We start from the raw sequence: 20695 nt of genomic DNA, 5'->3' as shown, positions 1-20695 counted from the left end.
ATGAACGAGCAACCCGAAGTTCTTCGTAACTTCACGATCAATTTTGGTCCGCAGCATCCGGCGGCCCATGGTGTGTTGCGCCTCGTGCTGGAGCTCGACGGCGAAGTCGTGGCCCGCGTCGATCCCCATATCGGCCTGCTTCACCGCGGTACCGAAAAGCTGATCGAGCAGAAGACCTATCTGCAGGCGATCCCGTATTTCGACCGGCTCGACTACGTCGCGCCGATGAATCAGGAGCATGCCTTCTGCATGGCGGCCGAAAAGCTGCTCGGCATCGAGGTGCCGCGCCGCGGCCAGTTGATCCGCGTGCTCTATTGCGAGATCGGCCGCATCCTCTCGCACCTCCTCAACGTCACCACGCAGGCGATGGACGTCGGCGCGCTGACCCCGCCGCTGTGGGGTTTCGAAGAGCGCGAGAAGCTGATGGTGTTCTACGAGCGCGCCTCGGGCAGCCGCATGCACGCAGCCTTCTTCCGCGTCGGCGGCGTGCATCAGGACCTGCCGCAAAAGCTGGTCAACGACATCGAGGCCTGGTGCGATCCGTTCCTGAAAGTGGTCGAGGATCTCGATCGCCTGCTCACCGCCAACCGCATCTTCAAGCAGCGCAACGTCGATATCGGCGTGGTGCCGCTGAAGGAAGCCTGGGAGTGGGGTTTCTCGGGCGTGATGGTGCGCGGCTCGGGTGCGGCCTGGGATTTGCGCAAGTCGCAGCCCTATGAGTGCTACGCCGAGATGGATTTCGACATTCCGATCGGCAAGAACGGCGACTGCTACGACCGCTATCTGATCCGCATGGAAGAGATGCGCCAGTCCGTGCGCATCATGAAGCAGTGCATCCAGAAGCTGAACGCACCGGACGGGAAGGGCTCCGTTGTCGTCGAGGACAACAAGGTCGCGCCGCCGCGCCGTGGCGACATGAAGCGCTCGATGGAAGCGCTGATCCACCACTTCAAGCTCTACACCGAGGGCGTCCACGTGCCGGCCGGCGAGGTCTATGTCGCGGTCGAGGCGCCCAAGGGCGAGTTCGGCGTCTATCTCGTCTCCGACGGCAGCAACAAGCCCTACAAGTGCAAGATCCGCGCGCCGGGCTTTGCGCATCTGCAAGCGATGGATCACATCTGCCGCGGCCATCTGCTCGCCGACGTCTCGGCGATCTTGGGCTCGCTCGACATCGTGTTCGGAGAGGTCGATCGGTGATGGCGCAGGCGCCAATCCAGTTTGACCGTGCCTCGGGGGCCCTTGAAGGGGCCAACCTGTGGGAGCGGACGGCTGCCTTGGCGCTGGTGACGGGAGCGAAGATCTCGTCGCACTTCTCGCATATGGGCTACATCGCCTGCGCCAATTTGCTGGCGAAGACGCTGCCCAAGCGCAACATTGCGATCAAGCTCAATCCCGACGCTGCGTTTGAATTCCCCTATGGCGACGGCTATTGGAGCAAGCTGCTCGACCGCTCCTACAGCTATGAGGGCGAGCTCGAGCTGCTGTTCGCGGACTCCATCGACGTCGATTACACGCTGCTCGATTGCGGCGCCAATTACGGCTACTGGTCGGTGCTGGTATCGAGCAAGCCGTTCGGCGCGCACAAGGCGATCGCGATCGAGCCGTCAGGGCAGAACTATCCGAAGCTCGCCAACAATTCGCGGATCAACGGTAACCGCTTCGAGACCATGAAATGCGCGATCGGCGCATCGCGCGGTACTGCGCGGCTGTCCGGCACCAAGCATGAGGCCTTCAGCATCGCCGGCGATGTGTCTGATGGCGGTGAGGAGGTTCCGGTGCTCGCGCTGGACAACCTCATCGACGACGGCAAGGTCGCTCCGAACGGCAAATATCTGATCAAGCTCGACGTCGAGGGCGTCGAGATCGAGGCGATCAAGGGCGGCGCCCGTCTGCTTCAGGCCGACAGCGTCATCATGTGCGAGGAGCACGGCAGCGACCGCTCACACGCGGTGTCGCGCTACATCCTCGAACAGACCCCGATGAAGCTGATCGTGCTCGATCCGCGCAGCAACCGGCTTGAGACCGTCAGCGATCTGTCGATCCTCGACCGCATCAAGGTTTCGACCCACGTCGGCTACAACGTTTTCGGCACCGCAAGCGCATTCTGGCAGGACAGGATCAATGCCCTGAATGCGAAAACCACGCGCCGTATGCAGTGAGAGAATAAGAGATGTCCGTCCGCCGATTAGCGCCCCAGGAAGTCCAGCCCGCGAGCTTTGCGTTCACGGACGAGAACCTTGCGTTCGCGAAGCAGCAGATCGCGAAATATCCGGCCGGCCGGCAAGCCTCCGCTGTCATCGCGATCCTCTGGCGCGTCCAGGAACAGCACGACGGCTGGGTGTCGGAGGCCGCGATCCGCGTCGTCGCCGACATGCTCGACATGCCCTATATCCGCGTGCTCGAGGTCGCGACCTTCTACACGATGTTCCAGCTCGCCCCTGTCGGCAAGAAGGCCCACGTCCAGGTCTGCGGGACCACGCCGTGCCGCCTGCGCGGCGCCGAAGACCTCATCCATGTCTGCGAGAGCCGGATCCATCACGATCCCTTCCATCTCTCCAAGGACGGCAATTTCAGCTGGGAAGAGGTGGAATGCCTCGGTGCCTGCGTGAACGCGCCGATGGTGCTGATCGGCAAGGACACCTATGAGGACCTGACCAAGGAGACCTTCGGCAAGGTGCTCGACGGTTTTGCCTCCGGCAATCCGCCAAAGCCCGGTCCGCAGAACGGCCGCCAGTTCTCCGCGCCGGCCGGCGGACCGACCACGCTGAAGGAGAGCACCTGATGCGTGATCTCTCGTACCAGGCCATTTCAAGGAGCGAAGCCGTGAACAAATGGGGCTTCGTTGCCATGCATGCCGCGGGCGCGGCCGTCTTCATGTTCCTGCTTCAGCGCTTCGTGATGAGCGCGTCGCAGGAAACCAGTCTGCTCTGGGCGCTGACCTTCGCCGTCTGCGCCGCCGGGCTTGCCTACAAGCAAGCCAATCGTTGATCGGAAAGCACTGATATGCTCGAGGACAAGGACCGCATCTTCAAGAACCTCTACGGCCTCCACGATTGGGGGCTCGAGGGTGCGCGGCGCCGCGGCGCCTGGGATGGCACCAAGGGGATCATCGACAAGGGCCGCGACTGGATCATCAACGAGATGAAGGCCTCCGGCCTACGCGGCCGCGGCGGCGCCGGCTTCCCGACCGGTCTGAAGTGGTCCTTCATGCCGAAGGAGTCCACCGACGGTCGTCCCAGCTATCTTGTCGTCAACGCCGACGAGTCCGAGCCCGGCACCTGCAAGGATCGCGAGATCATGCGGCACGATCCGCATCTCCTGATCGAGGGCTGCCTGATCGCAAGCTGCGCGATGAACGCGCATGCCTGCTACATCTATGTCCGCGGCGAGTTCATCCGCGAGCGCGAGCATCTCCAGGCCGCGATCGACCAGGCCTATGAGGCTAAGCTGGTCGGCAAGGACAACGTCAATGGCTGGCCGTTCGACATCTACGTCGCGCACGGCGCCGGCGCCTATATCTGCGGCGAGGAAACCGCGCTGCTCGAAAGCCTCGAGGGCAAGAAGGGCCAACCGCGGCTGAAGCCGCCATTCCCGGCCAATGTCGGCCTGTACGGCTGCCCGACCACGGTCAACAACGTCGAGTCCATCGCGGTCGCGCCGGACATTCTCCGTCGTGGCGCTGCCTGGTTCGCCGGCATCGGCCGTCCGAACAATGTCGGCACCAAGCTGTTCTGCATCTCCGGCCATGTCGAGCGGCCCTGCAACGTCGAAGAAGCCATGGGCATCCCGTTCCGTGAGCTGATCGAGAAGCATTGCGGTGGCGTCCGCGGCGGCTGGGACAACCTCAAGGCCGTGATCCCCGGCGGCTCGTCGGTGCGCATGGTGCCGGCGGAGCAGATCATCGACACGCAGATGGATTTCGACAGCTTGAGCAAGCTGCGCTCGGGTCTCGGCACCGCGGCCGTGATCGTGATGGACAAGTCGACCGACTTGATCCGTGCGATCGCCCGCATCTCCTATTTCTACAAGCACGAGAGCTGCGGCCAGTGCACGCCGTGCCGCGAGGGCACGGGGTGGATGTGGCGCGTTCTCACCCGCATGGCCGATGGCCGCGCCCACAAGCGCGAGATCGACATGCTGCTCGAAGTCACCAAGCAGGTGGAAGGCCATACGATCTGCGCGCTCGGCGACGCAGCAGCCTGGCCGATCCAGGGGCTGATCGCGCATTTCCGTCACGAGATCGAAGCGCGCATCGACCAATATTCGCACAAGGCCGACATCGACGATGCCGGCGTCCGCGATCCCGTGAACATGGTCGCGGCGGAGTAGGAAGCATGACCAAGCTCATCATCGACGGCAAAGAGATCGATGTCCCCGCCGAATACACGCTGCTTCAGGCGTGCGAAGCCGCAGGCGCCGAGATTCCGCGCTTCTGCTATCACGAGCGGCTGTCGATCGCCGGCAATTGCCGGATGTGTCTCGTCGAAGTGAAGGGCGGCCCGAAGCCAGTCGCAAGCTGCGCCTGGGGCGTGCGCGATTGCCGTCCGGGTCCCAAGGGCGAGCCGCCGGAAATCTCCACGCGTTCGCCGATGGTGAAGAAGGCGCGCGAAGGCGTGATGGAGTTCCTTCTCATCAACCATCCGCTGGACTGCCCGATCTGCGACCAGGGCGGCGAGTGCGACCTCCAAGACCAGGCGATGGGCTATGGTGTCGACACCAGCCGCTTCGCCGAGAACAAGCGCGCGGTCGAGGACAAATATCTCGGCGCGCTGGTCAAGACCTCGATGAACCGCTGCATCCAGTGCACGCGCTGCGTCCGCTTCTCGGCGGAAGTCGCCGGCGCGCCCGAGATGGGGGCAACCGGCCGCGGCGAGGACATGGAGATCACGACCTATCTCCAGCACGCGCTGACGTCGGAACTCCAGGGCAATCTCGTCGATATCTGCCCGGTCGGCGCGCTGACCTCGAAGCCTTATGCTTTCGCGGCACGCCCCTGGGAGCTCGGCAAGACCCAGTCGATCGACGTGATGGACGGTGTGGGATCTGCGATCCGCGTCGACACCCGCGGCCGCGAGGTGATGCGCGTGCTGCCGCGCATCAACGAGGCCGTGAACGAGGAGTGGATCTCCGACAAGACCCGCCACGTCGTCGACGGCCTGCGCACTCAGCGTCTTGACCGGCCCTATATCCGTGAAGCCGGCAAGCTGCGCGCGGCGAGCTGGCCCGAGGCCTTCGCTGCGATCGCTGCCAAGGCGGCGCGCACCGACGGCAAGCGCATCGGCGCGGTCGCGGGCGATCTCGCCGGCGTCGAAGAGATGTTCGCGCTGAAGGATCTGCTCGCCAAGTTCGGCTCGGCCAATCTGGCGGTGCAGGGCGGTGACGCCTTCGATCCCGCGCTTGGCCGCGGCTCCTACATCTTCAATCCGACGCTGGTCGGCGTCGAGCAGGCCGATGCGCTGCTGATCATCGGCGCCAATCCGCGCAAGGAAGCGGCGGTGTTCAACGCCCGCATCCGCAAGCGCTGGCGCGCCGGCGGCTTCAAGGTCGGCGTGATCGGTGCCAAGGCCGACCTGACCTATGACTATGACCATCTCGGCGCGGGCAGCGAGACGCTCGGTGAGCTCGCGGCCGGCAAGCACTCCTTCATGGACGTGCTGAAGAACGCCAAGAACCCGATCATCCTGGTCGGCGCAGGCGCGGCCTCCCGTCACGACGGCGCCGCCATCCTTGCCGCGGCCGCCAAGCTTGCGCTCGACGTCGGTGCGGTGAAGGACGGCTGGAACGGCCTTGGCGTGCTGCACGAGACCGCCTCGCGCGTCGGCGCGCTCGATATCGGCTTTGTGGCCGGTCCTGGCGGGCTGAACGCAGCGCAGATGACGACCTTCGGCACGCTGGATCTGCTGTTCCTGCTCGGCGCCGACGAGATCAAGGCGCCGGACGGCACCTTCGTCGTCTATATCGGCACCCATGGTGACCGCGGCGCGCATCGCGCTGACGTGATCCTGCCGGCGGCCGCCTATACCGAGAAGTCCGCGATCTACGTCAACACCGAAGGCCGCGTGCAGATGACCGGCCGTGCCGCGTTCCCGCCGGGCGAAGCCCGCGAGGACTGGGCGATCGTGCGTGCGCTGTCGGAAGCGCTCGGCAAGAAGCTCGGCTACGACTCGCTCGCGGCGCTGCGCCAGGCGATCTTCAAGGCCGTGCCGCATCTGATCCGTCTCGATCAGATCGAGGCCGGCTCTGCCGACCAGATCAAGAAGCTCGCGGGCAAGGGCGGCTCGACGGAAAAGGCGCCGTTCAAGCCACTCGTCGAGGACTTCTATTTGACCAACCCAATCGCGCGTGCGTCTGCCGTGATGGCGGAATGCTCGCGGCTTGCCTCCGGGCAGATGCTGACCGCAGCGGAGTGAGCTGATGGAATTTTTCGCAAGCGCATTCTGGACGGGGTTCCTCTGGCCGCTGATCATCATGATCGCGGAGAGCGTCATGGTGCTCGTCATCCTCTTGGTCGCGATCGCCTACATCCTGCTCGCCGACCGCAAGATCTGGGCGGCGGTGCAGATTCGCCGCGGCCCGAACGTGGTCGGGCCCTGGGGCCTGTTCCAGTCCTTCGCCGATTTGCTGAAGTTCGTGCTGAAGGAGCCGATCATCCCGGCCGGCGCCAACAAGGGCGTCTTCCTGCTGGCCCCCCTGGTGTCCTGCGTGCTCGCGCTCACGGCCTGGGCGGTGATCCCGACCAATCTCGGCTGGGTGATCTCCGACATCAATGTCGGCGTCCTCTTCATCTTCGCGATCTCGTCGCTGTCGATCTACGGCATCATCATGGCCGGCTGGTCGTCGAATTCGAAATATCCGTTCCTGGCGGCCCTGCGCTCGGCCGCACAGATGGTGTCCTACGAAGTCTCGATCGGCTTCGTCATCATCACGGTGCTGCTCTGCGCCGGCACGTTGAACCTCTCGGCAGTCGTCGAGGCCCAGCATATCCGCGGCCTTGCCAGCCTGATTGGGCTGCCGCAGCTGACCATCCTGAACTGGTACGTCTGGCCGCTATTCCCGATGTTCGTGATCTTCTACGTCTCGGCGCTGGCGGAAACCAACCGTCCGCCCTTCGACCTCGTCGAAGCGGAATCCGAGCTCGTCGCCGGCTTCATGGTCGAATACGGCTCGACGCCGTATCTGCTGTTCATGCTCGGCGAGTATGTCGCGATCGTCACGATGTGCGCGCTGGCGACGATCCTGTTCCTCGGGGGCTGGCTGCCGCCGGTGGACCTGCCGCCCTTCAACTGGGTGCCGGGGATCATCTGGTTCTCGCTCAAAGTGTTCTTCATGTTCTTCCTGTTCGCGATGGCAAAGGCGATTGTGCCGCGCTACCGCTACGACCAACTGATGCGCCTCGGCTGGAAGGTGTTCCTGCCGTTGTCGCTGGCGATGGTGGTCGTGGTGGCCGGCGTGCTCCAGTTCGCCGGCATCGCGCCGAAGTGAGGGCCGTCATGGGTATCAACATCAACGCCACTGCACGCTCGCTCCTGCTGTCGGAATTCGTCTCGGCGTTCTTCCTCGCCATGCGCTATTTCTTCCAGCCGAAGCCGACGCTGAACTATCCGTTCGAGAAGGGACCGATCTCGCCGCGTTTCCGCGGTGAGCACGCTTTGCGCCGCTATCCCAACGGCGAAGAGCGCTGCATCGCCTGCAAGCTGTGCGAAGCCGTCTGCCCGGCGCAGGCCATCACCATCGAGGCCGGCCCGCGCCGCAACGACGGCACCCGCCGCACCGTGCGCTACGACATCGACATGGTGAAGTGCATCTATTGCGGCCTCTGCCAAGAGGCCTGTCCGGTCGACGCCATCGTCGAAGGCCCGAACTTCGAGTTCGCGACCGAGACCCGCGAGGAACTGTTCTATGACAAGGCCAAGCTGCTCGCCAACGGCGACCGCTGGGAACGCGAGATCGCAAAAGCGATCGAGCTCGACGCGCCGTACCGGTGAGATGAGAGCATGATCCTTCCCGCGCTGTTCTTCTATCTCTTCGCCGGCGTCTGCGTCGCTTCGGCGGTGATGGTGATTGTCTCGCGCAATCCCGTTCACTCCGTGCTGTACCTGATCCTCGCCTTCGTCAACGCCTCCGGCCTGTTCGTGCTGATGGGCGCCGAATTCCTGGCGATGATCCTGATCGTCGTCTATGTCGGCGCGGTCGCGGTGCTGTTTCTGTTCGTGATCATGATGCTCGACGTCGACTTCCTCGAGCTGCGCGAGGGCTTCATCGAATATCTGCCGGTCGGTCTGGTGATCGGCGGCATCTTCCTGTTCGAGCTGCTGCTCACCGTCGGCTTCTGGGTCATCAATCCCACTGTGAGCAAGACGATCACGGCGGCGATCCCGACCAATGTCAGCAATACCGAGGCGCTCGGGCTCGTGCTCTATACGAAGTACATCCACTACTTCCAGCTCTCGGGCATGGTGCTGCTGGTCGCGATGATCGGTGCCATCGTGCTGACCTTGCGCCACAAGGCGAGCGTCAAGCGGCAGGACATCAACGTTCAGAATGCGCGCACGCCGGAGATGGCGATGGCGATGCGCAAGGTCGCGTCGGGGCAGGGGCTCCAGGACAGCGACGCGGCGGAGTGGGTGAAATGACGATCGGGCTCGGACATTACCTGGCGGTCGGCGCGATCCTGTTCACGCTCGGGATCCTCGGCATCTTCCTGAACCGCAAGAACATCATCGTCATCCTGATGTCGATCGAGCTGATCCTGCTCTCGGTCAACATCAATCTGGTGGCGTTCTCGACCTTCCTCGGCGACATCGTCGGCCAGGTCTTCGCGCTGCTGGTCTTGACGGTCGCGGCTGCTGAAGCCGCGATCGGTCTCGCTATCCTGGTGGTCTATTTCCGCAACCGTGGCTCGATCGCGGTTGAGGACGTCAATCTGATGAAGGGCTGAGCTCAGTCATGGTCCAGGCAATTGTCTTTCTGCCTCTGCTGGGCGCCATTCTGGCTGGCCTGATCGCGCTGTTCGGCGCGCATGCCCGCAATCCCAGTGGCGACACGGTCGAGCATCACGATGACCACGGTCACGGCGACGCCCATGCGGCGGCGGCCCATGACGACCATGGCCACGACGATCACGCGCACGACGATCACGCCCACGGCCCGGTCGAGCCGGCCGCCACGGGTTCGCGCGGCGCCGAGCTGATCACCACGGCGTTGCTGTTCGTGGCGGCCGCGCTGTCCTGGATGACGCTGGTTGATGTCGGCTTCAATGGCCACGACGCCCGGATCCAGTTGCTGCCCTGGATCTTCTCCGGCGACTTGCAAGTCTACTGGACGCTGCGGGTCGACACGCTCACCGCCGTGATGCTGGTCGTGGTCACCACCGTGTCCTCGCTCGTGCACCTCTATTCCATCGGCTACATGGACGAGGATCCGAACCGGCCGCGCTTCTTCGGCTATCTCTCGCTGTTCACCTTCGCCATGCTGATGCTGGTGACGGCTGATAACCTCGTGCAGCTGTTCTTCGGCTGGGAAGGCGTGGGTCTCGCCAGCTATCTCCTGATCGGCTTCTGGTACCAGAAGCCGTCGGCGAATGCGGCGGCGATCAAGGCCTTCGTGGTCAACCGCGTCGGCGATTTCGGCTTCGCGCTCGGAATCTTCGCGATCTTCTACCTGACCAACTCGACCGATTTCGAGACCATCTTCCACCAGGCGCCCGGCCTGACCGGCAAGACCATCGACTTCCTCGGCTGGCATGCCGATGCGCTGACCCTGACCTGCCTGCTGCTGTTCATGGGCGCGATGGGCAAGTCGGCTCAGTTCCTGCTGCACACCTGGTTGCCGGACGCGATGGAAGGCCCGACGCCGGTGTCGGCGCTGATCCACGCCGCGACCATGGTCACCGCCGGCGTCTTCATGGTAGCGCGCCTGTCGCCGCTGTTCGAGCTTGCGCCGAACGCGCAGGCCGTCGTGATGTTCTTCGGCGCGACGACCGCGTTCTTCGCGGCGACCATCGGTCTCGTCCAGAACGACATCAAGCGCATCGTTGCGTACTCGACCTGTTCGCAGCTCGGCTACATGTTCGTGGCGATGGGGGCAGGGGCCTATTCGGTCGGCATGTTCCACCTCTTCACGCACGCCTTCTTCAAGGCGCTCTTGTTCTTGGGCTCCGGCTCGGTGATCTATGCGATGCACCACGAGCAGGACATCCGCAACATGGGCGGTCTCTGGCGCAAGATCCCCTATACGTTCGGGGTGATGACCGTGGGTACGCTGGCGCTGACCGGTTTCCCGCTGTTCGCCGGCTACTTCTCCAAGGATGCGATCATCGAGTCCGCCTACGCCTCGCACAATCCGTTCTCGATGTATGCCTATCTGCTGACGATCGCGGCCGCCGGCCTGACCTCGTTCTACTCATGGCGTCTGGTGTTCAAGACCTTCTTCGGTGAACCGCACAACCAGGAGCATTACGAGGCCGCGCACGAAAGCCCGATCTGGATGCTGATTCCGATCGGCGTTCTCGCGATCGGCTCGATCCTCGCCGGCTTCCCGTTCAAGGAGCTCTTCACCGGGCCTCATGGTGTGGAGGAGTTTTTCCGCGAGTCCGTGAAGATGAATCCGCATATCCTCGAGGATATGGAGCACATGCCGCCGCTGCTCGGGTGGCTGCCCTTCATCATGATGGCGCTGGGCTTCGTGGTGTCCTACACGTTCTACATCCGCAAGCCCTACCTCCCGGTCGAGCTCGCGAACACCCAGCCGATGCTGTACAAGTTCCTGCTCAACAAATGGTACTTCGACGAGCTCTACGACGTCATCTTCGTCCGTCCGGCGAAGTGGATCGGCTACCAGCTCTGGAAGAAGGGCGACGGCTTCATCATCGACGGCCTCGGACCCGACGGCATCTCGGCCCGCGTGCTGGACGTCACCCGCAACGTCGTGAAGATCCAGACCGGCTATCTCTATCACTACGCGTTTGCCATGCTGATCGGCGCCGCCGGCCTGATCACCTGGTTTATGTTCGGCTTTGGAGGCCAGTAAATGACGACCTGGCCCATCCTATCGGTCACGACCTTCCTGCCGCTGGTCGGCGCGCTGATCGTGTATCTCAGCCGCGGCGATGACGAGGCCGCCCGGCGCAACTCGCGCTGGATCGCGCTGTGGACCACCTTGATCACCTTCGCGGTGTCGGTGCTCCTGGTGATGCGTTTCGACCCGTCCAACGCCGACTTCCAGTTCGTCGAGAAGGCGGCCTGGCTTGCCACCGGCATCACCTACCACATGGGCGTCGACGGCATCTCGCTGCCGCTGGTGATCCTGACCACCGCGATCATGCCGTTCTGCATCGTCGCGAGCTGGAAGGCGATCACCAACCGCGTCCGCGAATACATGATGGCGTTCCTGATCCTGGAAACGCTGATGATCGGCACCTTCTCGGCGCTCGATCTCGTGCTGTTCTATCTGTTCTTCGAGGGCGGCCTGATCCCGATGTTCCTGATCATCGGCGTCTGGGGTGGTCCGCGCCGGGTCTACGCGTCCTTCAAGTTCTTCCTCTACACGCTGCTCGGCTCGGTGCTGATGCTGCTCGCCATCATGGCGCTGTACTGGAACGGCGGCACCACCGACATCCCGACCCTGATGCACACCGCGGTGCCGCGGTCGTTGCAGACCTGGGCCTGGCTTGCGTTCTTCGCTTCGTTCGCGGTGAAGATGCCGATGTGGCCGGTGCACACCTGGCTCCCCGACGCGCACGTCGAGGCGCCGACGGCGGGCTCGGTGGTGCTGGCCGCGATCCTCTTGAAGATGGGCGGCTACGGCTTCCTGCGTTTCTCGCTGCCGATGTTCCCGCTGGCCTCGCATGACTTCGCACCGCTGGTGTTCGTGCTCTCGGCCATCGCCATCATCTACACCTCACTGGTGGCCCTGATGCAGGAGGACATGAAGAAGCTGATTGCGTATTCCTCCGTCGCGCATATGGGCTTCGTCACCATGGGCATCTTCGCCGGCACCATGCAGGGCGTCGCCGGCGGCGTGTTCCAGATGATCTCGCATGGCATCGTCTCCGGCGCGCTGTTCCTCTGCGTCGGCATCGTCTACGACCGCATGCATACCCGCGAGATCGCGGCCTATGGCGGCCTTGTCAACCGGATGCCGCTTTACGCGCTGACCTTCATGATCTTCACCATGGCCAATGTCGGTCTGCCCGGCACCTCCGGCTTCGTCGGCGAGTTCATGACGTTGCTCGGCACCTTCAAGGTCTCGGTCCCGACTGCATTTTTCGCCACCTTCGGCGTGATCCTGTCGGCTTGCTATGCGCTGTGGCTCTACCGCAAGGTCGTGTTCGGGGCGCTGGTCAAGCCGTCGCTGATGAGCATGAAGGATCTCACCTTCCGTGAGTGCCTGACGCTGTTCCCGCTGATCGCACTGACGATCCTGTTCGGCATCTATCCGAAGCCGGTGCTCGACATGTCGGCGGCCTCGGTCCAGCAACTCGTCAACAATTACAACACCGCTGTGACGGCCGTGAAGGCCGCCGCACTGCTCCAGTGAGCGGGCAGGTCAGGATATCGCCATGAGCTTTTCGACTGCAGGTTATCAACTGGCGCCGGTGCTGCCCGAGCTTGTGCTCGCGGTCGGCGCCATGGCGCTTCTGATGCTCGGGGCCTATCGCGGGCAGGAGACCACCAAGACGGTCACGACGCTCGCGGTGCTGCTCCTGATCGTGGTCGGTGTGCTCGAATATATGCTGCCTGCGGGCAAGCAGGTCACCTTCGGCGGCAGCTTCATCGTCGATGATTTCGCGCGCTTCATGAAGATCCTGGCGCTGATCGGCTCGGCGGTGACGCTGGTGCTGTCGACCGAGTTCCTGTCGGATCCGTCTCGCCGGATCTTCGAATATGCGATCCTGGTGCTGCTCTCGACGCTCGGCATGATGGTGCTGATCTCGGCCGGCGATTTGATCTCGCTCTATCTCGGCCTCGAGCTGATGTCGCTCGCGCTCTACGTCGTGGCGGCCTCGAACCGCGACAACGCCAAGTCGACCGAAGCCGGCCTGAAGTATTTCGTGTTGGGCGCGCTGTCCTCGGGCATGTTGCTGTACGGCGCCTCGCTGATCTACGGCTTCACCGGCACGGTCAGCTTTGCCGGGATCGCAACGGCGGCGACGGCCGCGAATGTCGGCCTGGTGTTCGGCCTGGTCTTCCTGCTTGCCGGCCTCTGCTTCAAGGTCTCGGCCGTGCCGTTCCACATGTGGACGCCTGACGTCTACGAGGGCGCGCCGACGCCGGTCACCGCGTTCTTCGCTTCGGCCCCGAAGGTCGCCGCACTTGCCGTCTTCACCCGCGTCACGTTGACCGCGTTCCCCGGCATCGTCTCGCAGTGGCAGCAGATCCTGGTGTTCGTGGCGATTGCCTCGATGGTGCTCGGCTCCTTCGCCGCGATCGGCCAGAGCAATATCAAGCGCCTGATGGCCTATTCCTCGATCGGCCATATGGGCTTTGCCCTGGTGGGCCTTGCCTCCGGCACGGTCGAAGGCGCGCAGGGCGTGCTGATGTACATCGTGATCTATGTCGCGATGACGCTCGGCTCGTTCTCGGTCATTCTGTCGATGAAGCGCAACGGCCAGGCCGTCGAGCAGATCAGCGATTTCGCCGGCCTGTCGCGCACCAATCCGCTGCTCGCCTTCATGTTCGCGATGCTGCTGTTCTCGCTTGCCGGCATTCCGCCGCTCGCCGGCTTCTTCGCCAAATGGTACGTCTTCGTCGCCGCCATCAAGGCGAACCTGTTCACGCTCGCCGTGATCGGCGTGCTCTCCAGCGTCGTGGGCGCCTATTACTATCTCACCATCGTCAAGACGATGTATTTCGACGAGCCGGCCGGTCAGGTCGATCCGGTGCGCGTCGAGGTGAAGACGGTGCTGGCGGTCTTTGGCCTGTTCAACATCCTGTTTGCGCTGATCGCGGGTCCGGTGGTGAGCGTTGCCTCCGCCGCCGCCAAGTCGCTGTTCTAGGATGGGGTTCGCGCTCGGTCCTCGCGCCATTTCGGCGGGCTACAAGCTCGCAGCCCTCGAACGGACCGGCTCGACCAACACCGACGCGATCGAAAGCGCGCGTTCGGGCGAGCGCGGCCCGACCTGGTTCGTGACCTCCGAGCAGACCGCCGGCCGCGGCCGACGCCAGCGCGCCTGGATCTCGCCGCGGGGCAATCTGGCCGCCAGCGTGCTCGAGGTCGTGGACGTGGCCCCCGCGGTTGCCGCCACGATCGGCTTTGCCGCGGGGCTGGCGGAGGAGGCCGCCTTGGAGAAGGTCAGCCTCGAGGCCGCGCTGCGGCTTGGCCCTGAGAGGCCGCGATATGCCCTGAAATGGCCGAATGACGTCCTGGCCAACGGCAAGAAGCTGGTCGGCATTGGGCTGGAGGCCGAAGCCGTCGGCGATTGCCTTGCCATCGTCGTCGGTATCGGCACCAACATCGTCGCGGCTCCGGAAGGCACGCCGACGCCGGCGGTGTCGCTCGCAGCCCTCGGCGTCCAGATCAGCGCGGAAGAGCTGTTTTCGGCACTGACGGATTCCTGGGTGGAATTCCGCGGCATCTGGGACAATGGTCGCGGCTTCGCCGAGATCCGAAAACTGTGGCTGGAGCGCGCCGCTGGCCTCGGCGAGCGGGTTGCGATCAACACGGGAGCGACGACGCTGGAAGGCATTTTCGACACGATCGACGACACCGGTTGCCTGATCGTCCGCACCGCTGACGGCCGACGCCTGCCGGTGGCGGCCGGCGAGGTGTTCTTTGGTTCGGCCGCCTCCGTGGGAGCTGCGTGATGGCGAAGTCTGACGAACTGGTATTTGCACCGCTCGGCGGTGTTGGCGAGATCGGCATGAACCTGTCGATCTACGGCCTCGGCAACCGCCAGCAGCGGGCCTGGCTCGCGGTCGATCTCGGCGTTTCCTTCGGCGACGAGGAGCATCTGCCGGGCATCGATTTGATCATGCCCGACATCAGCTTCCTGGAGAAGGAACGCAAGAACCTGATGGGCCTGGTGCTGACCCATGCCCATGAGGACCATTTCGGCGCGATCATCGATCTCTGGCCGAGGCTGAAATGCCCGATCTATGCGACGCAATTCAGCGCCGCGCTGTTCGAAGCCAAATGCGCCGCTGAGCGCAATGCGCCAAAAATCCCGGTGACGGTGGTGCCGTCAGGCAGCCGCATCGATATCGGCCCGTTCAACGTCGAGTTCATCCCGGTCGCGCATTCGATTCCGGAATCGCATGCGCTCGCGATCCACACCGAGATCGGCACCGTGCTGCACACCGGCGACTGGAAGATCGATCCGACCCCGATCATCGGCCGCCCGACTGACGAAAAGCGGCTGCGCGAACTGGGCGACGAGGGCGTGATCGCCTTGATCGGCGATTCCACCAACGCCGTGCGCGACGGCCGCTCGCCGTCCGAATCCGAAGTCGCCAGGACCATCGCCGACCTGGTCAAGGCCGCCAAGGGCCGCGTCGCGGTGACGACCTTCGCCTCCAACGTCGCGCGCATCAAGGCGGTCGCCGACGCCGCCAAGGCCGCTGACCGCGAAGTCGTCGTGGTCGGACGCGCGATGGAGCGCGTGTCGCAGGTCGCGCGCGAGACCGGCTATCTCGACGGCGTCCAGAGCTTCCGCTCGACCGATGTCTACGGCCATCTGCCGCATGACAAGGTGCTGGCGCTCTGTACCGGCAGCCAGGGCGAGGCCCGCGCGGCGCTGGCGCGCATTGCCAATGACGACCATCCCGAGATCACCCTCAACCGCGGCGACTGCGTGATCTTCTCCTCGCGCACCATCCCGGGCAACGAGAAGGCGGTCGGCTCGATCATCAACAATCTGGTGCTCCAGGGAGTCGAGGTCATCACCGATCGCGACCATCTGGTCCACGTTTCCGGCCATCCGCGCCGCGACGAGTTGCGCGACATGATCGCCTGGGTCAGGCCACAGCTTCTGATCCCCGTCCATGGCGAGGCGCTGCATCTGCACGAGCACGCCAAGCTCGCGCGCGCCGCCGGCGTGCCGCGCGTGCTGGTCGTCCGCAATGGCGATCTCGTCAAGCTCGGCCCAGGCGATCCCGGCATCATCGGCCAGGTGCCCGCGGGTCGTCTCTACAAGGACGGCACGATATTGGAGGATTCCAAGTCGCGCGCGGTGTCCGAGCGGCGCCGGATGGCGTTTTCGGGCTGCGCCTTCGTGGCCATCGCCATGACCGAGCAGGGCGAGTTGGCCGACGATCCCGAGGTCGATCTCGTCGGCATCCCCGAGAAGAACCGGGCGGGCGAACCCCTCGACGATCTCGTTTTCGATGCCGTGGTCTCCACCATCGAGGGCCTGCCAAAGGCGCGCCGCCGTGATGCTGACGCGCTGGGCGAGTCGGTGCGACGCGCTGTCCGTGCCGTGATCAACGAACATTGGGGCAAAAAGCCCCCCTGTCTGGTACATGTCCTGACAGTCTAGTTGTTTAAGCATGATCTTTTCGGAAAACCGCTTCGCACTTTTCCGGATCATGCTTTGAGGGAGAAGAATATGCTGGGCCGGCTCAACCATGTGGCGATCGCCACAAAGGACGCCATCAAGGCTGCCAGGATCTACGGCGCGGCGTTCGGGGCGCAGATCTCGGAAGCCGTCGCGCTGCCCGAGCATGGCGTCACCACCGTGTTCGCGACGCTGCCCAACACCAAGATCGAATTCATCGAGCCGCTCGGCGAGACCTCGCCGATCGCAAAGTTCCTCGAGCGCAATGCCGACGGCGGCATCCACCACATCTGCTACGAGGTCGTCGACATCATCGTCTCGCGCGACACCTTGGTGAAGGAGGGCGCGCGCGTGCTCGGTGACGGCGTGCCGAAGATCGGCGCCCACGGCAAGCCGGTACTGTTCCTGCATCCGAAGGATTTTTCGGGCGCACTCGTCGAAATCGAGCAGGCATAGGGCCGAACCATGGCCATCCAGATATCGACCGCTCTCGCGATCTACTTCGTCATCTGGTGGATCGCGCTGTTCTTGACGCTGCCGTTCGGTGTCCGCAGCCAGCACGAGGACGGCGTCGGCGCGCCCGGCACAGACCCAGGCGCACCGATCCTCACCGGCATGAAGCGCAAGCTGATCTGGACCACGATCATCTCGGCGATCATCTATGGCCTCGCCATGGCGGCCTATCAGGCCGGCTATCTCTCGATCGAACGCCTATCGAAATTGATGGGAATGCCGTTCTAGATTTCTTGGCTCGATTTTCCTGATTGCGTATTGTTTAGGGGGGACGAATGACTTTTCAGAGGATCGTCATTGCGCTTCTGGTGCTGATCGTCGCCGGTCTTGGCGCCATCGGCTATGTCGAGTGGAAGATGGCCGTGCAGGTGCGGACGCTGAAGGCGTTCGTCGAGGGCTATGTCTTCAACGAGGCCGTGGCGGCCTGCGAGCGGGCGCCGAGCTCGACGCCGTTCAAATGGAACGGCGGCAGGAGCACCTCGGTGATCGGGCTGAATTCGGTCAAGCTCGACAAATACACCGTCAGCGCCAGCTACACGCTGGTGGCGGACAGCGTCTATTGCGATTACGATCCGATCAAAAGAAAGGCCGAGATCGGCTCGAGCTTCCTGGAGCGGGAGTAACGATCCGGCCATGCCTAGCATGGGATGGGATCGTCATGACCGGGGACCGGGCAGGGGACTATCGGATTCTGCATGAGGCGGCCTTGCGGGACTATCTCGCAGGCGTTCCGGATATCGCGGCGCTGCTCGGTGCCGAGCCGGCCTCCTGGTCGATCACCGAGGTCGGCGACGGCAATCTCAATCTCGTTTTCATCGTGAAGGGCGACCGCGGCGGCGTCGCCGTGAAGCAGGCGCTGCCTTACGTCCGTCTCGTCGGCGAGAGCTGGCCGCTGCCGCTGTCGCGGGCGCACTATGAATATCTGGCCCTGTCCCGGCAGGCCCAGCTCGCGCCCGGCCTGGTGCCGGCGCTGCTGCATCACAACAAGGCGCTGGCGCTGACTGTGATGGAGCTGATCGAGCCCCACATCATCATGCGCAGGGGGCTCGTTGCCGGAACGCACTATCCGCGCTTCGTCGGTGACATCACCACCTTCATGGCGCAGAATCTGTTCTTCACCTCAGACCTCGCGCTTTCCGCCGCGGAGAAGAAGGAGGGCATCGCGGCGTTTGCCGGCAACCATGCGCTCTGCAAGATCACCGAAGATCTGATCTTCACCGATCCCTACCGCATCGCCGAGCAGAACCGCTGGACCGCGCCGTATCTCGATGCGGTTGCCGCAGAGCTGCGCGAGGATATGGACCTGCATGTCGCGGTCTCCCGCCTCAAGCTGAAATTCATGGCGAGCCCGGAAGCGCTGCTCCATGGCGATCTCCACACCGGTTCGATCATGGTGACGGCAACCGAGACGCGCGTGATCGATCCCGAATTCGCGTTCTATGGCCCGATGGGGTTCGACGTCGGCGCCGTCATCGCCAATCTCTTGATGGCCTTCTTCGCTTCCGCCGGCCACGAGCGCTCGCCCGGCGAGCGGCGCGCGTTCGAGGGCTGGGTGCTGGAGACCGTGGAAACGGTGTGGAACGAGTTCGCTCGCAAATTCCTCGACCTTTGGCGGACCGATGCAAGGGGCGATGCCTATCCGGCCACCCTATTCGGCGGAGGGAAGGGCGGTGCGCGGCTGGAAGCCGAGCGGCAGGCCTATATGCAGCGGCTGTTCGCCGACACCGTCGGCTTTGCCGGTGCCAAGATCAACCGCCGCATCTTCGGCCTCGCCCACAATATCGACTTCGAGCTGATCGAAGACCCGCGCAGGCGGGCCGTCAGCGAAGCGCGCAGCGTCGGCCTCGCGCGCACGTTGATGGTGGATACGGCGGAGTTTCCCGACATCGCCAGCGTCACGGCCGCCGCCCGCGAGCTGCGCAGCTGGATGCCGGAGTTTACGGCCGACTAGGGCTGCGTACGCCTAAATTGGGGGCTCCGGATCGCCATCAACATGAAAAGAGGCGCTTGCGCTCGACATGCCGTGAATGCTCAAATCGCGGATCGGACGACTTCCGCATGGTTGGAGGACAAATGATCTTCAGGGTAATGGCGATCGTCGCGGGTTTGGGACTGGCGCTCGCCGGGTCAGCGGAGGCGCAGACACCGCACAAGGGCGGAACCATCCGCATGACGGCGCCCTATGGTTCGAGTTTCACTAGCCTGGACATTCACACCACCCAGCGCGCCCAGGACGAGATCTACGCCAAGGGTCTGCACCGGTCGCTCTACATCTGGGATTCTGCCGAAGGAAAGCCGGTTCCGGAATTGGCCAAGGAGGTCATCGTTTCCGGCGGTGGGCTCGTTTACACCTTCAAGCTGCGCGACGACGCCTATTTCCACAATGGCCGCAAGATGACGGCCGACGACGTCATCTGGTCCTATAATCGCATCATGGACGGCAGCAAGGCCTATCCCGGCGCGCGTTATGTCCGGATCATCGAGGGCGCGGCCGACGTCGAGAAGGGCAAAGCCAAGGACATCTCCGGCCTGAAGAAGATCGACGATTTCACCGTTGAGATGAAGCTGACCGAGAAGGTCGATCCGGGCTTCTACCTCTTCACCGCGCTGACCTCGATCTATCCCGCCGACGAGGCTGCCAAGGACAGCTTCATCCAGCATCCGATTGGCCTTGGGCCATTCAAGTTCGTCGAGCACGTGCCGGGATCGCGCATCGTGCTGGAGCGGTGGGACCGGTTCTACAAGCCCGGCAAGCCCTACGCTGACAAGCTCATTGTGTCGGTCATGGGTGAGGCCGCGGCACGCGATGTCGCCTTCCGCAACAAGGAGATCGACACTTCGGTGCTGGGACCTGCGCAATATGTCGCCTATCAGGCCGACCCCGACCTCAAGGGCACCATTGTCGAAGTCGCCGAGGTCTTCACGCGTTACATGGGGATGAATCCCGCCTTCAAGCCGTTCGCCGACAAGCGGGTCCGGCAGGCGATCAACTATGCGATCGATACCGATTTGATCATCAACAAGCTGGTCAAGGGCAAGGCCTACCGCGCCACCAGCTGGCTGCCGCTGACCTCTCCGCTCTACGACAAGACCATGAAGCCCTATCCCTTCGATCCCGCGAAGGCCAAGCAGCTGCTCGCGGACGCCGGCTATCCCAACGGCTTCGAATTCGAATGGACCACCAGCCAGAATGAAAGCTGGGGCTTGCCGATCGTCACGGCCGTCATTCCGATGCTGGACCGGGTGGGCATCAAGGCCAAAGTCAAGCAGGTCGAGGCCGCAGTGCTATCGGAGGTGGTTCGCAGCGGCGACTACCAGGCCTATGTCTATTCCCAGCAGACCGGCCCGGATCCCCAGGCCGCCCTCAAATGTTTCCATTCGGCGACGCCACAAACAGCCTGCAACTACATGAACTTCAAGAACGCCGACTTCGACAAGCTGATCGACGAAGCCGGGCAGACCGACGATTCCGCAAAGCGCGGCCAGCTGCTGCAAAAGGCCAATGCGCTGCTCTATGACGAGGCGCCGGTGTGGTTCTTCAACTACAACAAGGCGGTCATGGCCGTGCAGCCGTGGCTCAAGGGCGTTCAGTTGAACGCCACCGAGCTGACCCATCAGAACGTCGAAGACCTCTGGGTCGACGCGACCTCGCCCGCGAAGTGACACGCGCTCTCGCGCTCCCTCCGTCGT

At 63.6% G+C, this 20695-nt stretch carries 20 protein-coding genes; all 20 read left to right on the top strand.

All coding sequences use genetic code 11. The features are described from left to right. The 20 genes from UP06_RS13715 (at window position 1) to UP06_RS13620 (ending at window position 20668) form a co-directional block, all read left to right on the top strand. Window positions 1-1197 carry an NADH-quinone oxidoreductase subunit D gene (locus UP06_RS13715; RefSeq protein WP_045003109.1) on the top strand — a complete coding sequence of 399 codons (1197 nt, stop codon included), beginning with the start codon at window positions 1-3 and terminating at the stop codon, window positions 1195-1197. Further along, a complete protein-coding gene (locus UP06_RS13710) occupies window positions 1197-2159 on the top strand; it encodes an FkbM family methyltransferase (RefSeq protein WP_045003108.1) in 963 nt (320 codons plus the stop codon). The genes UP06_RS13715 and UP06_RS13710 overlap by 1 nt, the downstream gene beginning before the upstream one ends. An 11-nt stretch (window positions 2160-2170) precedes the next feature. Beyond that, window positions 2171-2782 (top strand): NADH-quinone oxidoreductase subunit NuoE, encoded by a 612-nt coding sequence (nuoE, locus tag UP06_RS13705; RefSeq protein ID WP_045003107.1) that lies wholly within the window; start codon window positions 2171-2173, stop codon window positions 2780-2782. Then, on the top strand, window positions 2782-2988 hold the full coding sequence (locus tag UP06_RS13700; RefSeq protein ID WP_045003106.1) for a hypothetical protein: 207 nt from the start codon (window positions 2782-2784) through the stop codon (window positions 2986-2988). The genes nuoE and UP06_RS13700 overlap by 1 nt, the downstream gene beginning before the upstream one ends. Before the next feature lie 15 nt (window positions 2989-3003). Beyond that, the gene (gene nuoF / locus UP06_RS13695) at window positions 3004-4329 is read left to right on the top strand and encodes an NADH-quinone oxidoreductase subunit NuoF (RefSeq protein WP_045003105.1); all 1326 of its coding nucleotides are present in this window, start codon (window positions 3004-3006) and stop codon (window positions 4327-4329) included. Window positions 4330-4334: 5 nt separating this feature from the next. Continuing rightward, a complete protein-coding gene (gene nuoG / locus UP06_RS13690; protein WP_045003104.1) occupies window positions 4335-6410 on the top strand; it encodes an NADH-quinone oxidoreductase subunit NuoG in 2076 nt (691 codons plus the stop codon). Between the two features lie 4 nt (window positions 6411-6414). After that, the gene (gene nuoH, locus UP06_RS13685; protein WP_156162951.1) at window positions 6415-7482 is read left to right on the top strand and encodes an NADH-quinone oxidoreductase subunit NuoH; all 1068 of its coding nucleotides are present in this window, start codon (window positions 6415-6417) and stop codon (window positions 7480-7482) included. 14 nt (window positions 7483-7496) lie between these two features. Next, window positions 7497-7985, top strand: a complete 489-nt coding sequence (gene nuoI / locus UP06_RS13680; protein WP_026232873.1) for an NADH-quinone oxidoreductase subunit NuoI — start codon at window positions 7497-7499, stop codon at window positions 7983-7985. A 9-nt stretch (window positions 7986-7994) separates the two neighbouring features. Further along, the gene (locus UP06_RS13675; protein WP_045003102.1) at window positions 7995-8633 is read left to right on the top strand and encodes an NADH-quinone oxidoreductase subunit J; all 639 of its coding nucleotides are present in this window, start codon (window positions 7995-7997) and stop codon (window positions 8631-8633) included. Next, entirely contained in the window at window positions 8630-8938 is a 309-nt protein-coding gene (gene nuoK / locus UP06_RS13670) for an NADH-quinone oxidoreductase subunit NuoK (protein WP_008547737.1), read from the top strand. Before UP06_RS13675 ends, nuoK begins: the two co-directional genes overlap by 4 nt. Before the next feature lie 8 nt (window positions 8939-8946). After that, a complete protein-coding gene (gene nuoL, locus UP06_RS13665; RefSeq protein ID WP_045003101.1) occupies window positions 8947-11028 on the top strand; it encodes an NADH-quinone oxidoreductase subunit L in 2082 nt (693 codons plus the stop codon). Next, window positions 11029-12537: an NADH-quinone oxidoreductase subunit M gene (locus tag UP06_RS13660; protein WP_045003100.1), complete on the top strand. Its 1509-nt coding sequence runs from the start codon at window positions 11029-11031 to the stop codon at window positions 12535-12537. 22 nt (window positions 12538-12559) lie between these two features. Then, window positions 12560-13996, top strand: a complete 1437-nt coding sequence (gene nuoN / locus UP06_RS13655) for an NADH-quinone oxidoreductase subunit NuoN (protein WP_045003099.1) — start codon at window positions 12560-12562, stop codon at window positions 13994-13996. Between the two features lies 1 nt (window position 13997). Beyond that, entirely contained in the window at window positions 13998-14804 is an 807-nt protein-coding gene (locus UP06_RS13650) for a biotin--[acetyl-CoA-carboxylase] ligase (protein ID WP_045003098.1), read from the top strand. Continuing rightward, entirely contained in the window at window positions 14804-16474 is a 1671-nt protein-coding gene (locus UP06_RS13645) for a ribonuclease J (RefSeq protein WP_045003097.1), read from the top strand. Before UP06_RS13650 ends, UP06_RS13645 begins: the two co-directional genes overlap by 1 nt. Before the next feature lie 69 nt (window positions 16475-16543). Next, the gene (mce, locus tag UP06_RS13640; RefSeq protein WP_045003096.1) at window positions 16544-16948 is read left to right on the top strand and encodes a methylmalonyl-CoA epimerase; all 405 of its coding nucleotides are present in this window, start codon (window positions 16544-16546) and stop codon (window positions 16946-16948) included. A gap of 9 nt (window positions 16949-16957) precedes the next feature. Next, window positions 16958-17233, top strand: a complete 276-nt coding sequence (locus UP06_RS13635) for a DUF1467 family protein (RefSeq protein ID WP_045003095.1) — start codon at window positions 16958-16960, stop codon at window positions 17231-17233. Window positions 17234-17280: 47 nt separating this feature from the next. Continuing rightward, the gene (locus tag UP06_RS13630) at window positions 17281-17628 is read left to right on the top strand and encodes a hypothetical protein (protein ID WP_045003094.1); all 348 of its coding nucleotides are present in this window, start codon (window positions 17281-17283) and stop codon (window positions 17626-17628) included. Window positions 17629-17663: 35 nt separating this feature from the next. Next, window positions 17664-18956 (top strand): S-methyl-5-thioribose kinase, encoded by a 1293-nt coding sequence (gene mtnK, locus UP06_RS13625; RefSeq protein WP_045003093.1) that lies wholly within the window; start codon window positions 17664-17666, stop codon window positions 18954-18956. 122 nt (window positions 18957-19078) lie between these two features. Beyond that, the gene (locus UP06_RS13620) at window positions 19079-20668 is read left to right on the top strand and encodes an ABC transporter substrate-binding protein (protein ID WP_045003092.1); all 1590 of its coding nucleotides are present in this window, start codon (window positions 19079-19081) and stop codon (window positions 20666-20668) included. The last annotated feature ends 27 nt before the right edge of the window (window positions 20669-20695 follow it).

It is taken from the genome of Bradyrhizobium sp. LTSP857, from assembly GCF_000938285.1.
In the GTDB taxonomy this organism is placed as follows: Bacteria; Pseudomonadota; Alphaproteobacteria; order Rhizobiales; family Xanthobacteraceae; genus Bradyrhizobium.
This window is presented reverse-complemented; position numbering and strand designations above follow the sequence as displayed.